The organism is Planctomicrobium limosum, assembly GCF_051465645.1.
In the GTDB taxonomy this organism is placed as follows: domain Bacteria; phylum Planctomycetota; class Planctomycetia; order Planctomycetales; family Planctomycetaceae; genus Planctomicrobium.
The window spans coordinates 2196539-2209931 of record NZ_CP195790.1 but is presented as its reverse complement, the minus strand read 5'-3'; the positions used below and the strand labels follow the sequence as shown (position 1 = coordinate 2209931).

Below are 13393 nucleotides of genomic sequence, written 5' to 3'. Positions count from 1 at the left end.
ACATGCAGCTCCACGTCGAAGAAATGACACCAGAAGAGATTGAGCTTCACACGAAGCGAACCATTCTGAAGGCTCAATTGCGGGGCGAAGCGAAGGCCGCGAACGACGGCGAAGTGTTCTGCACGTTCTGCAAGTGCAAGCTGTCGAACTCCGGGACGCGACTCAGTCACATTATCCCGCTGTCACAGGGAGGCGAGACGGTCGCGAAGAACGCGGTTCTGTCCTGTCAGAGCTGTTGCGACTCCAAGCGTGCAAGACCGCTCAATGAATGGTGTTCTCATCTGATGGTCATGCAAGGCGAGATCCAGCAGTTGATGGCAACCAGAACCCACAAAGCAGAAAAGCCAGCAGCTTGAAGGCTACTGGCTCGAAAGATTCAACCAACCTGTTGTAGTTTTCTCAGGACATCAACAGGCCAGCAAGGATATTGTACGATGATCCAATCCGTTGAAAAGCCCGAAACTGAAGAATTCGAATCCAGCGTACTCAGCCTGGACCAGCTTCAGACCATTTTGCACGGTCATTTCGATCGTAGATTCACACTCGAAGATCAGACGTCGAGTGATGGCAAGACTGACATTCTTGTGAAGCTCGATCTGTTCTGCCGCATGAACTATTACAGCGGCCCCGTCGACAGCCAACTCGCGAACAGCCTGCGGGCAATTGCCAGCAAGTGCCTGGCAGCGGCGGCAGAGATTGAGACCGAGGTCGGAATTGAAGACGAGCCAGAACTCTACATCTGTGATGGCGGTCGGCGTGTGGCAGTTGTCGGCATGGAAGACGATTTCAGTATCGACGTTCTGAACTCAAGCAGCGACAACGATGCACTCCGGCAGGCCCGAAAAGCCATTGCCTACATGACGAATGGCAAGCCGATCCAGAAGCCCGCGAATTATGGCCCGGTGAAGCTCCTGACACTGGAGCCACCTGAATACCGATTTCAATGTGACACGGACCGGTTTCAGAACTGTGAAATTGTTGTCCGCAACCAGTCAAACAAACGCGATGCCAAGCAGGAAGCAACAGCCTTCATTGACTGGTTGCAGGCTCAAGCGTCGCCAGAAACCAGCGACCAGCACGAATTGAGAATCGCCTGATTCTTGTGAACTTCCAGCCTGCCGCAAACTGGCTGGAAGCCTCTTTGATGGCGGCAAAACGTCAAAGGGGCGGGTTCCTGCTGTACGGCAAATGCAGCGGGAACTATTTGCCTGACCGTAGTAGCAGCGGTTCAGGCCCCCGCGTGAGTAGCAGCACGCGGTTTTCTCCGGCACCGGTTGTATGTGGAAGTGCAACCGGTGCCGGGTTTCTTCTCCCCCTTGCAGGCTCAAACAAGGAACCTAATGGCTACACTGACGAAACATCGCAACGGCTGGAATGTTCGATACGTTGACATCAACGGCAAACGCCAGTCGTTCTATCCCGGAAGCATGACGTCCAAAGCTGCAAACGGAGTGAAACGACATCTAGAACAACTGCTGTCTTCGCTGAAGTCACGTACAGCCCTGACTGATGAAACGGCGTCATGGGTTTCGAACTGCGGTGATGCCATGCGACAGAAGCTCTACAAGCACGGATTGATTGCACAGCCAGAGAAGGCACAGCCGAAAGCTACCATTGCCGCTTTCACGCAGACCTATATCGAACGGCACTCAGCAGCCAAGCCAGCCACGAAAGCAGTCTGGAAGCGGTGTCGTCGATTGTTGCTGGCCTGCTTTGGGGATTCCATGAGCCTGCAATCAATTGGAGTCGGCGAAGCCAAAGACTTCCGTCACTGGATGCTGAGAGAAGGGAACCAGAAAACACGGGGAACAGGCTTGCAGGAGAACACGGCCCGCAAGATGTGCAGTGTGGCGGCTCAATTCTTCGCAGATGCAGCAGACCGAAAGCTGGTGGCGATCAACCCGTTCACTCACAAAGACATTCCCCGCACGACAAAAGAGAACAGGAGCCGCGACTATTTCTTGAGTCGACAAGATGCCGAAGCGATTCTCCAAGCCTGCCCTGACACGCAATGGCGGTTGCTTTTCGCATTGAGTCGATACGGCGGCTTGCGGTGTCCGTCTGAACATCTCAGCCTGAAGTGGGAAGACGTGGATTGGAAAGCGGGTCGGTTCACAGTCAGGTCGCCGAAGACGGAACACCACGAAGGAAAGGAAAGTCGGGTCGTTCCGATCTTCCCGGAACTGCTCCCCTATTTGCTGGCAGCTTTCGACGAGTCGCAGGACAAGCGGGGGTTTGTTGTCACCCGTTACCGCTCGACAGAAGCGAACCTGAGAACGCAACTCCACAAGATCATTCGACGTGCAGGCTTGGAACCTTGGCCGAAAGTCTTCCACAACTTGCGGGCAAGTCGGGAGACTGAACTGGCAGCGGAACATCCAATTCACGTTGTCTGTGCCTGGATCGGGAACAGCCCGACGGTTGCGGCTCGACACTACCTGACAGTAACGGAATCCGATTTCACGAAGGCGTCAAATGTACGCCACTTTGCACACCAGAATATGATGGAAAACGAAGGAACCGACGTGAACAGGGACACAGAGAGGGTGAAGAAATCCCGCAAAAATGGCGGAAAATGTGTTATTTCCCTGAGAAAAGAGGGAAAGAGAGTGGTCGCGACAGGACTCGAACCTGTGACCCCTTGCGTGTGAAGCAAGTGCGCTAACCAACTGCGCTACGCGACCATGTGAAAATCAGACAGCAATCTTTTTTGGAACCAGACTTGATATGCTCTTAAGTCTCTGTTCTGCAAGAGATTACAGTAAAGTTGCTGGGGTGTTCTTTAGACAGCCATCACTCTCACTGTGTCGATATTTGAATCGAGAGTGGCGATTTCTGCAAGGGTCGGAGGCGGGCCAATTTCGATCGCTTCCGAATTCGCCTTCGAACGTCTCACAATCGTGCTGGCAATTGTGGCTGTATTGGCGGGGCGACAGAGGTGTGGGAACTCCCCTGAATTCTTCCTCAGTCCTTAAAACGGTGCCATTTGGGGACAACTGTCAGGCCGGAATCGGTCACCGTTAATCCACGATGCCGGTCTTCGTCCCGATCGAACCCGATCTTCATTCCCTGGGGGATTCGAACCTCCTTGTCGATAATGGCTCGGCGGATTTGGGCGTAACGTCCGACTTCGACCCCATCAAACACGATGGACGAGTCGATCGATGAGTAGCTGTTGATTCGAACATTTGACGAAACGACGGAGTTTCGAACTTCTCCACCTGAGATGATGCTCCCCGGGCAGACGATGCTGTCCAGTGCGTGCCCAACGCGTGGTGGCGATTCGTCGTAAGCTGAAAAGACAAACTTGGGCGGCGGCAGAGGAGGGTGGTGTCCCCGAATTGGCCATGTGGAGTCGTACATGTTGAGTTTCGGGTCGACGGACACCAGATCCATCTGTGCTTCGTAGTAAGAATCGAGCGTCCCGACATCGCGCCAGTAGTACTCGGTGCCCGTGTTGCGGTCTTGAAATGGATAGGCACGAACACGGTGCGTCTCGATGATGTGAGGGATCATGTCTTTTCCGAAGTCGTGAGATGAATTCGGAGATGTCGCGACGCGGCAGAGTTCGTTCAGCAGGAAGTTGGCCTTGAAGATATAGATCCCCATCGACGCCAGGCACCGATCGGGTTCGTTCGGAATTGTAAACGGGTCGGCTGGTTTCTCTTCGAATCTGCCGACCCAATAATCCTCATCGACCTCCATGACTCCGAATGATCGGGCTTCATCCACCGAAACCGGAATGCAACCAATGGTGCAGTCGGCATCGCATTCAATGTGCTCGGCAATCATCCGGGAGTAGTCCATCTTGTAGATGTGGTCTCCGGATAGAATCAAAATGTGTTTGGGGCGGTATTGCTCGATCGTGTAGATGTTCTGGTAGACCGCATCGGCTGTTCCTCGATACCAGTGTTCTCCCAGTCGCTGTTGAGGGGAGATGATATCGATGAATTCGTTGAGCTCGCGGCAAAGGAAATGCCATGCGTTGTTCACGTGGCGATCGAGGCTTGCTGCCTTGTATTGAGTCATGACCAGTACGCGACGCAGACCGCTATTGATGCAGTTGGAAAGCGGAAAGTCGATGATTCGAAAAGTACCTGCGAACGGAACTCCTGGCTTTGCTCGATCGCTTGTGAGTGGCTCGAGTCGAGTCCCTTTTCCGCCGGCCAGAATCAGAGTCAATACATCGCGCATAGGTTGCATTCGGTGATGGGGGCACTTGCAAATGTTGATGTACAGCGTCGCAGGAAATTCACTTGAAGGGTTGCGAGATTGGTACGGTCGATGATGTGTTCGCGCTGCAGATGTTTTGTTCGATGAGGTCTGGCTCGCGTGTCTCCAGAAGAGTCACCTCAATTCAAGAAGCGCTCTCGATGGGGGACTCAGTTCAATAAATAAGATGTTATCGATCGCGTGTCGCATTGGTAGTCCTGAATTCGCTAAAGCGCCCGGTTTGTATTCCAGTCGTCATGTTCATTGAGTGCGCAAGTGATCTAAGCGTACTCGAAGATTTGCTATCGAGTACTCGTCAGGTGGGTGGGCGATGGGAGTATGCAAGCGGTTGAGGAGGTATCAAAAAGAAAGCGGCTCGCACCCCTGAGTTGGATGCGAGCCGCGAAACGTGCGATCAGAATTTCTGTTCGGGATTGCAGTCGATATTAAGCGTGTGGTTCGGTCATGCTCATTGGATCAAGAGCGGCAGTGAGTGTGTCGTCTGCGAGAATCTGTTGTTCTTTGCAGAGTTCACGAATGGTCTTACCGGTCTTAAACGCTTCTTTAGCGAGCTGAGCCGCTTTTTCGTACCCGATGAAAGGGTTCAGGCTTGTCACCATGGACAGGCTCTTTTCCACGCCAGCTTCGCATGCTTCTGGATTTGCTTCCAGACCTTCAGCACAGAAGTTGACGAAGGCGTTGGTCCCATCGGCCAGCAGTGCGATTGACTCCAGGGTTGTCTGGCCCATGACTGGCATCATGATGTTCAGCTGGAAGTTCCCGCCGATGCCGCCACTGACCGTAATCGTGCCGTCATTGCCGATAACTCGGGCGCAAACCTGCATCAGGCTTTCGCACATGACAGGGTTGACCTTCCCTGGCATGATGGAGCTGCCTGGCTGCAAATCCGGAATCATGACTTCGTAGAATCCGCAGCGTGGGCCTGATCCTAGCCAGCGAATGTTGTTTGCCACGTTCAACAATGTGGTGGCGATGGTCTTGAGTTGCCCGTGACACTCGACCAGACCGTCTCGCTGTGCGTTTGCTTCGAAGTGGTTGACAGCTTCGATGAACGGAACGCCTGTTTTTTCGGCCAGCACGGCGGAAACGCGGCTACCGAATTCTGGGTGGGTGTTAATCCCGGAACCGACGGCTGTTCCCCCGACAGGGAGTTCGCAGATTGCTGCGAGTGCGCGTTCGGCGCGTTCAACAGAGAGTTGTAACTGGCGAGCAAATCCACCGAATTCCTGTCCCAGTCGCAATGGGGTCGCGTCGGCGAGGTGGGTGCGTCCGATCTTTATGATCTTGTCCCACTCGGCGGCTTTCTGGGTGAGCACTTCCTGGAATCGCTTCAGCGCTGGAATCAGGCGTTCTTTGATGGAGACGCCGGTCGCCACGTGAATCGCGGTTGGGAATGTGTCGTTGGTGCTTTGTCCCATGTTGACGTGGTCATTGGGGTGGATCAGCTTCTGGGCAGTGAAGCGGTCTCCGCCAACGATCTCGATTGCGCGATTCGAGATGACCTCGTTACAGTTCATGTTACTGCTGGTGCCTGATCCTGTCTGGAAGACGTCGATCGGGAACTGGTCATCGAATTTGCTGTCGGCGACTTCCAGAGCCGCGTTCAGCATGGCTTCAACCTGCTGGTCGTTCAGCGGGTTCTTCCCGGAACCGGTCAGCTTGTTCAGGTCGCGATTGGCGACTCCGCAGGCGTACTTTGTCAGTCCCATTGCGTGAATGAGGGTCGGGTGCAGGTTCCACCCGGAAACCGGAAAGTTCTCGACGGCACGCTGAGTCTGGGCACCGTAATAGGCCTGAGCGGGAACTTTCACGTCCCCCATGGAGTCTTTTTCAATACGGAATTCGGACATGGTCACAATTCTTCTGAAGCCAGATAACGGGACAGCAGCTGCTATTTTATCGAAAACTGAACGACGTCAAACGAGAGAGCATAACGACTTGCGCCCGAGCAACAAAAACGACTCTCCCGGAAAATCGACCATCCGAGAATCTTTGACTTCAGAAACCGGAAGACGTGTGGAAGAATTTCGATCGATGTGCTTGTGGGAAAGACGAAAGTCGATATAGTATACGGTTCTTCGCACAAAATAAGTAACTTCTGCGGACCCTTGTCGAGGGGGTTCGAATTTTTTGACATTTGGAGGGATGCGTGGTCCGTTTGCGTTTGCGTGACAATGAGTCCGTGCAAGATGCTGTTCGTCGTTTTCGTAAGCTCGTCGAGCACAGCGGCGTGAAAAAAGAACTCCGTAAACGCGAATTCTTTGAAAAACCAAGCGAACAACGTCGTCGGGAAAAACGTCGCGCTAAGAACCGCGCTCGTATGAACCAGATGATGAACGGCTGATTTTCTTAGAGTGACGACACGCCGGTGCGAAATTCTGAGCTAACTTCGAAGCACGCAAACTAATGCGTGCTTTTTTGTTTTTAGGCACTTGTTCATCCTGGGCCAGCTGGGGCCAGAGACGTGAAAGTCTGTTGATATGACGCATGCATGGCACGATGTCACACCGGGCGAAGATCTGCCTGGTGAATTTACGGCAGTTATTGAGATCCCAATGGGGTCGAGCGTCAAGTACGAACTCGACAAGTCAACAGGGCTCCTCAAGGTTGACCGAATTCTGTACTCAGCGGTTTATTATCCTGCGAACTATGGGTTCATCCCGCAGACTTACGCAGAAGACGACGATCCGTTGGACGTTCTGGTTCTTTGCCAGGAAGCGGTTGCTCCGCTCACTTTGGTTGAAGCTCGGGTGATCGGGCTGATGACAATGGTCGATGCTGGCAAGAAGGATCATAAGATTCTCGCTGTTGCCACGCACGATCCTGAGTATTCCGGGGTGCGGCAGTTCCACGAATTGCCTGTTCATCGTCTGTCGATGGTGCGACGTTTCTTCCAGGACTACAAGATGCTGGAAGGAAAGACCGTTGAAGTGGATGAGTTCCAGCCGGTCGAAGCCGCGATTCCAATTATCGAAGAGGCACTGGAAGTCTACAGTGCGAAGCGTCGACGCGGGTTCATCGACCGCAGCCCAACGTCATACTAGACCGATTTGGTCTGTTGGTGTGGCCGGGCAGCAGCCTTCTCACGTTGGAGAAGGTTGAATCCCGCGTTCCAGATGCGCTGCGTGATTTCTTGATTTATTCTCGTAGTGGCCACAAGTCGATGAGATGACTTGCGGACTGTGGCTTGAACTTCAGCCGGTGGCATGGTCTGGTTTTCATTAACTGGAACGTGGAATCGGTTTCGAATTATCGGTGTCTGAAGAGTTCTTCAAGGCGAGTCCCTCAGGGCTCGCCTTCTCTTGTAAATATGGGGCTCTTCATAGAGGCTTTGTGAGTCTGTTGTTCACTCCTCAAATGCTCATGTTTCGGGAAGGATTGTCCGCTGTGACTATGCAAAAAATTGAGGAATACCTTTCCAGCCATGCAGATGCGAATCTTTCAGAACTGCAGGTTCTTCTTCGTATTCCCAGCGTGAGCGCCGATTCGCTTCACAAACAGGATGTGGTTGCTGCCGCTCAGTTTGTTGCTCAATCGCTTTCAGATGCCGGGTGCACAGCAGAAATCTTTCCGACCAGTGGCCATCCGATTGTCTGGGGGGAGTGGACCAAACGCCCCGGGGCACCCACCGTTCTGGTCTATGGGCATTTCGACGTTCAGCCGGCCGATCCACTTGATCAGTGGCATTCGCCCCCGTTCGCTGCCGAGATCCGCGACGGGAAAATTTATGCCCGAGGAGCAACAGACGACAAAGGGCAGATGTTCACACACATCAAGTCCGTTGCCGCTTGGCTGCAGACCATTGGGGAACTTCCGATCAACGTGAAGTTTTTGATCGAAGGCGAAGAGGAGGTCGGAAGCAACAATCTGGATCTGTTTATTGAGCAGAATCGAGAACGATGCGCATGTGATGTTGCTGTCATCAGCGACACCGCTCAGTACGGGCCAGACATGCCGGCCATCACGTATGGACTCCGTGGGATCATGGCCTGCGAAGTCACTGTGCTGGGGCCAAAACAGGATCTACACAGCGGTGTGTTTGGTGGCTCGATTGCGAATCCGGTGAACGTGCTGACCCGACTGCTGGCGAAGATTCAGGATGACCAAGGACGAGTCCTGATTCCTGGATTTTATGATGACGTGTTGGAACTGACTCCTGAAGAACGTCGGGAATTTGCGGCACTTCCATTTGATGAAGCCGCCTACTTAAACGGCCTCGGAGTTCCAGCGACTGCTGGCGAGGCAGGCTTTTCGACATTGGAACGTCGCTGGGCTCGACCGACCTTCGATATCAACGGAATCATTGGTGGCTACACGGGCGAAGGACCCAAGACGATTATTCCTTCGAAAGCGACAGCGAAGATCACCTGTCGACTTGTTCCGAATCAGATGGCTGCAAAGTTGACCGATCGCCTTGAGAGTTTTCTCCGCGAGAACTGCCCGGTCGGAGTGCAGTTGAAGTTCCACAAGTGGCACGGATGCGAAGCAGTTCTGTGTGACCTGCACAGTCCATATATGGCAGCTGCTCGATCGGCGATTACTCAAGGGTTCGGGAAACCGCCGGTCATGATTCGAGAAGGTGGCTCAATCCCAGTTGTTGCGACATTCAAACGGCATCTGGGGGTCGATACACTGCTCTTGGGCTGGGGGCAGAATACCGATAATCTCCATAGCCCCAATGAACACTTTAGTGTGGATGCATTTCATCGGGGCACACTGGCCAGTGCCTGGTTGTGGCAGGAGATTGCCAACAAGCAGTAGACTTGGGCGCGACGAGCTACTGATCGATTCGATTCCGAATTGGATTTCAAATTTGATTTCGGACATTCCGGAGTGATCTGGCCGGTCTTGTCGACCAGTCAGGGGAGGAGAGCCAATGTGTTCTGCTCTCATGCTGGTGTTTCAGCGTCATAGATCAACTTCCTTACCGTTTTTTATATCAACCCGATTTCCCCATGCTTGACCTCCAATTTATCTGTGACAATGTGGATCTCGTGGAAGCAAATTGCCGGGCACGTGGTGTCCCTGCTGATTTGTCAAAGCTGCTGCAACTGCGAGAAAGCCGTGCCACTCTGATCAGTGAAGGGGATGCGCTCCGGCATGAGCAGAAGGAAGTCGCAGGCAAGATTCCCAAGGCGAGCCCGGAAGAACGTTCAGCGTTAGTCGAACACGGGAAATCGCTGAAGGTTGAAGTCGCAAAAAACGAATCCGCATTGCGTGAAGTCGAAGCGGAACTTCGCGTCGAACAGTCAAAAATTCCGAACCTGACTCACCCTGACGCTCCAACTGGTGGGGAAGCGGAATCCATCTCGGTTCTGGAATGGGGCCGTAAACCCAAGTTCGATTTCAAGCCTCTGGACCATGTTGAGATTGCTCAGAAACTGGACCTGATCGACTTCGAAGCTGGTGCCAAAGTCGCCGGTTCCGGGTTCTACTTTCTTAAGAATGAAGCAGTCCTGCTGGAACTCGCACTAGTCCAGTATGCGGTTGAAACGGTTCGCGCAGCCGGCTTCACTCTGTGCACGACGCCGGATCTGGCACGCGATGAAGTTCTGGAAGGGATCGGGTTCTCACCACGCGGAAACGAAACCCAGATTTACTCCATTCAGGGAACAGATCTCTCGCTGGTTGCGACCGCTGAAATCACCCTCGGGGGATCGATGCGAGATCAGATCGTCAACGAGTCTGATCTCCCCATCAAGATGGCCGGAATTTCCCACTGCTTCCGAACCGAAGCTGGTGGTCACGGCAAATCTGTTCGTGGAATCTACCGCGTGCATCAGTTCACGAAAGTGGAGATGTTCGCGTTCACTGCTGGCGATGTTGCAGTGTCCGATCAGGTTCACGCCGAAATCGTGCAGATCGAAGAACAGATCTTCCAGGGGCTGGGGATTCCTTACCGGAAGCTCAATATCGCTTCTGGCGACTTAGGTGGCCCGGCTTATCGCAAGTTCGACCTCGAAGCGTGGATGCCTGGTCGTGGAACCGACGGCGAATATGGCGAAGTCACATCGGCTTCAAACTGCACTGATTATCAGGCACGCCGACTTGGGATTCGCAGTAAATCGCCAGACCGAAAAGGAACTCAGTTTGTTCACACGTTGAACGGAACAGCAGTCGCCTGTACTCGGGCAATCATTGCGATTCTGGAGAATTATCAACAGGCGGATGGCAGCGTCATTGTGCCTGAAGTTCTGCGAAAATGGGTCGGTGTTGATCGGATCGTTGCCAAGAAGTAATTCTGCTGCGATGTCATGCCCGGCCGGAGAATCTTGATGGGTTTCTTGTGTGAGGGGCATTCTCACACAAGAACAACGTTGACACCCACAACTCTGGTGGAACGGAATGGACAGCAACGGGAAGAAGACCTTGCAGGCGACCAAGGGAATCATACTGGCTGGAGGAGCAGGGACTCGACTGCATCCGATGACGGCAGTTGTCAGCAAACAACTGCTTCCCGTCTATGACAAGCCGATGGTGTATTACCCGTTGAGTGTTCTTCTGCTGGCGGGGATCCGTGAAATACTGGTGATCAGCACTCCTGTTGATCTCCCGCTTTATCGGCGACTGCTGGGTGATGGCGAGAGTCTGGGAATCTCGATCCAGTATGCAGAACAGGAAGCTCCGCGAGGACTGGCGGAAGCGTTTATTATCGGGGAGTCGTTCATCGGCGGTGATCAGGTCTGTCTCGTTCTTGGTGATAACATCTTTTACGGGCATGACCTTCAGCAACTGCTGACGTCCGCAAGAGAGTACCGGGATGGAGCCACCGTCTTCGCGTATCGGGTACGCGATCCAGAGAGATACGGCGTCATTTCATTCGATAAACAGGGACGCCCGACCGACATCATCGAGAAGCCCAAGCAGCCCAAGTCGCGTTTTGCAGTGACTGGCCTGTATTTCTATGACAATGACGTCATTGAGATCGCGAAAAGTGTCAAACCATCGGCCCGAGGCGAACTCGAGATTACGACGGTGAATCAGACCTATCTGGACCGTCAGAAACTTCGGGTGGAGTTGATGGGGCGTGGTTATGCCTGGCTCGACACCGGAACACCTTCGGCTCTTTTACAGGCGTCGGGATTCGTCGAAGCCATTGAAAGTCGACAGGGGCAAAAGATCTGCGTCCCTGAAGAAATTGTCTGGCAATTGGGCTACATCGACGACGATCAACTTCGCAAGATCGCAGAGCCGCTGGCTCAAAACGCATACGGAGCCTATTTGCTGGATCTTCTCACTGAAGGACGAACGTATCTGCCGGGGGGCAGTTAGAGCGAACCGGTCTTGCCTGCAAACAGAGGGCGTGTGCAATTTGACACCATCCCTCTCCGCTCTAGAATGAATGAATTGATCTAAGTGAGATATTTTAAGTCTGCTCAATTTGCAGGGACGAGGGTCGCAAAATGAAAAAATGTCTGCGTTGTACGAAGCAGGCGACCTTGCACATCACGGAACTCAAGGCTGGTAAAGCTCTTTCGTTGCATTTGTGTGAAAACTGTGCACAAGAATATCTGAGTACCGTCGATGTCGGCAGTATCCCTGAAGAGTTTGCGAACGCTGGCTCAGCTCAGGTTCCAGAACCGCCCGAAGCCGATGAACCAGAGGCAGCAACCGACACGCCTCAAAAAACGTGTCCAGATTGCGGAATTACGTTCAAAGAGTTTCGAAGTCAGGGACGCCTTGGGTGCCCGAAAGACTATGAAATATTCCGCAGTGAACTGCTCCCGTTGCTGGAGAGCATTCATGGCGAAACTCAGCACGTCGGGAAGTTCCCTCCGCGCGTCTCCGATTCAAGTCGTCGCCAATTTGAATTGGTTCGACTCCGTAGCGAGTTGAAGTCGGCGGTCGAAGACGAGCAATATGAAGCGGCTGCTAAGATTCGTGATCAGATTCAGCAGATCGAAACTGATACGAAAACGAACTAAAGCATTTCCAGAAATCATCCCACGTCTCTGGCACGCAGGCATCAGATCTTTGTCCGTCAGGGCTGTGTTTGAGGTTTGATTGCAGTTCGTTCAGGAGAGTTCGTCAATGACATTCAAACCCGGAACTGAAATCATTGTTGGTGTGGGCGGCGGGGTAGCTGCGTATAAGACTGCAGATCTGGTCAGCAAACTGGTTCAGCAGGGCGTTGGTGTCACCGTGGTGATGTCGGCCTCGGCTTATAAGTTCATTGGGGAAACAACGTTTCAGGCGTTGACCAATCGCCCTGTTTATTCAGAGGTCTTTTCTCCCAAAGAACACTTCCTTGGCGAGCACATCGGTCTTGCGAGGCGTGCAAACTTGTATGTGATCGCCCCGGCGACTGCTCATGTTCTCGGCCGCATGGCGAACGGGCTCGCTGATGATCTCCTGACGACTCTCACACTGACGGTAACTTGCCCTGTTCTGCTTGCACCTGCGATGAATAACGAGATGTGGGTGAAACCGGCGGTACAACGAAATGTGAAACAGCTTCAGGAGGACGGGATTCACTTCATCGGTCCCGCTGATGGCTGGCTGAGCTGCGGCGCCATTGGTCCAGGTCGCATGGCGGAACCGGTTGATATTCTGCAATCAATTCAGAATTTGATTTAGACCGGTTCGGTCAATCAAGCAGCGGCATTTCCTTCGCTCCATGCAGAGAATTTTGTCTCGCATGTGACTTGAAGATCGCATTTTCTTCAGGTGTGTTGAAAACACTCTACCTCACGTTTTCCCACGCAAGCTGGAAGACTTGTCTTTCCCTGCGCTACTGAAGCGCCAGCAGATTCTGTCTACGAGAATCTGCCTACGAATAGTTGCGCCGGCCAGTAAGCATTGGCCATACCCATGTCAGTACGAAGAATGCGCCAATGACGGGCACGAGCAATTGCGGAGACCGGATTGTGCGCCCGATGACCACCATCGCCAGTGCGGCCCCCAGAATCCAGTACGGCGAAATCTTCTCCCACGCCGCTGCCCGTCCTTTGCGAGGCATTCCAATCCAGAACGCTCCCATTAAAACACCGGCGCGAATAAAGCTCCCACACCAAATGTTTGTGTCCGAATCAAACACGCCAACGGCAATTCCCGCCAGAATAAAGAGCGGCGAAAGAATGCCAAGCAGGATCCGATTCCATTTGGGAGACATGGCAACTTGGTAAGTTTGTGAAATGGTCCGGGTGATGCACCCGATTTT

The 13393-nt window shown here is 53.1% G+C and carries 13 protein-coding genes and 1 tRNA gene; 10 read left to right on the top strand and 4 right to left on the bottom strand.

Going from position 1 to position 13393, the window contains the following annotated elements:
• Positions 1-2: 2 nt before the first annotated feature.
• The 3 genes from SH527x_RS08300 to SH527x_RS08290 all read left to right on the top strand — a co-directional run bounded on the left by SH527x_RS08300 (position 3) and on the right by SH527x_RS08290 (position 2651).
• Positions 3-356 (top strand): HNH endonuclease, encoded by a 354-nt coding sequence (locus SH527x_RS08300; protein WP_437194188.1) that lies wholly within the window; start codon positions 3-5, stop codon positions 354-356.
• A 78-nt stretch (positions 357-434) separates the two neighbouring features.
• Positions 435-1097 carry a hypothetical protein gene (locus SH527x_RS08295; protein ID WP_437194187.1) on the top strand — a complete coding sequence of 221 codons (663 nt, stop codon included), beginning with the start codon at positions 435-437 and terminating at the stop codon, positions 1095-1097.
• Positions 1098-1340: 243 nt separating this feature from the next.
• Positions 1341-2651, top strand: coding sequence for a tyrosine-type recombinase/integrase (locus SH527x_RS08290; RefSeq protein ID WP_437194606.1), 1311 nt, complete (start codon positions 1341-1343; stop codon positions 2649-2651).
• On the opposite strand, the gene SH527x_RS08285 is transcribed toward SH527x_RS08290, so the two are convergent.
• From SH527x_RS08285 to SH527x_RS08275, 3 genes are all read right to left on the bottom strand, one after another.
• Positions 2611-2684, bottom strand: a tRNA-Val gene (locus SH527x_RS08285). The two genes, SH527x_RS08290 and SH527x_RS08285, sit on opposite strands and share 41 nt — an antisense overlap.
• A gap of 280 nt (positions 2685-2964) precedes the next feature.
• Positions 2965-4194, bottom strand: coding sequence for a glucose-1-phosphate adenylyltransferase (glgC, locus tag SH527x_RS08280; protein WP_437194186.1), 1230 nt, complete (start codon positions 4192-4194; stop codon positions 2965-2967).
• A gap of 464 nt (positions 4195-4658) precedes the next feature.
• On the bottom strand, positions 4659-6083 hold the full coding sequence (locus SH527x_RS08275; protein WP_437194185.1) for a class II fumarate hydratase: 1425 nt from the start codon (positions 6081-6083) through the stop codon (positions 4659-4661).
• Between the two features lie 299 nt (positions 6084-6382).
• On the opposite strand from SH527x_RS08275, the gene rpsU reads away from it, so the two are divergent.
• The 7 genes from rpsU to SH527x_RS08240 all read left to right on the top strand — a co-directional run bounded on the left by rpsU (position 6383) and on the right by SH527x_RS08240 (position 12810).
• On the top strand, positions 6383-6577 hold the full coding sequence (gene rpsU, locus SH527x_RS08270) for a 30S ribosomal protein S21 (RefSeq protein WP_437194184.1): 195 nt from the start codon (positions 6383-6385) through the stop codon (positions 6575-6577).
• Positions 6578-6713: 136 nt separating this feature from the next.
• Entirely contained in the window at positions 6714-7277 is a 564-nt protein-coding gene (locus SH527x_RS08265; protein ID WP_437194183.1) for an inorganic diphosphatase, read from the top strand.
• A gap of 349 nt (positions 7278-7626) precedes the next feature.
• The gene (locus SH527x_RS08260; protein WP_437194605.1) at positions 7627-8994 is read left to right on the top strand and encodes a dipeptidase; all 1368 of its coding nucleotides are present in this window, start codon (positions 7627-7629) and stop codon (positions 8992-8994) included.
• A 194-nt stretch (positions 8995-9188) separates the two neighbouring features.
• On the top strand, positions 9189-10472 hold the full coding sequence (gene serS / locus SH527x_RS08255; protein WP_437194182.1) for a serine--tRNA ligase: 1284 nt from the start codon (positions 9189-9191) through the stop codon (positions 10470-10472).
• Between the two features lie 106 nt (positions 10473-10578).
• Positions 10579-11505, top strand: a complete 927-nt coding sequence (gene rfbA, locus SH527x_RS08250) for a glucose-1-phosphate thymidylyltransferase RfbA (RefSeq protein ID WP_437194181.1) — start codon at positions 10579-10581, stop codon at positions 11503-11505.
• A 131-nt stretch (positions 11506-11636) separates the two neighbouring features.
• Positions 11637-12158: a UvrB/UvrC motif-containing protein gene (locus SH527x_RS08245; RefSeq protein WP_437194180.1), complete on the top strand. Its 522-nt coding sequence runs from the start codon at positions 11637-11639 to the stop codon at positions 12156-12158.
• Positions 12159-12264: 106 nt separating this feature from the next.
• Complete coding sequence (locus SH527x_RS08240; RefSeq protein WP_437194179.1) at positions 12265-12810, top strand: flavoprotein; 546 nt, start codon at positions 12265-12267, stop codon at positions 12808-12810.
• A gap of 193 nt (positions 12811-13003) precedes the next feature.
• Here the strand turns inward: SH527x_RS08240 and SH527x_RS08235 are convergent, their stop codons facing one another.
• Positions 13004-13345, bottom strand: a complete 342-nt coding sequence (locus tag SH527x_RS08235) for a hypothetical protein (protein ID WP_437194178.1) — start codon at positions 13343-13345, stop codon at positions 13004-13006.
• Positions 13346-13393 lie beyond the last annotated feature (48 nt).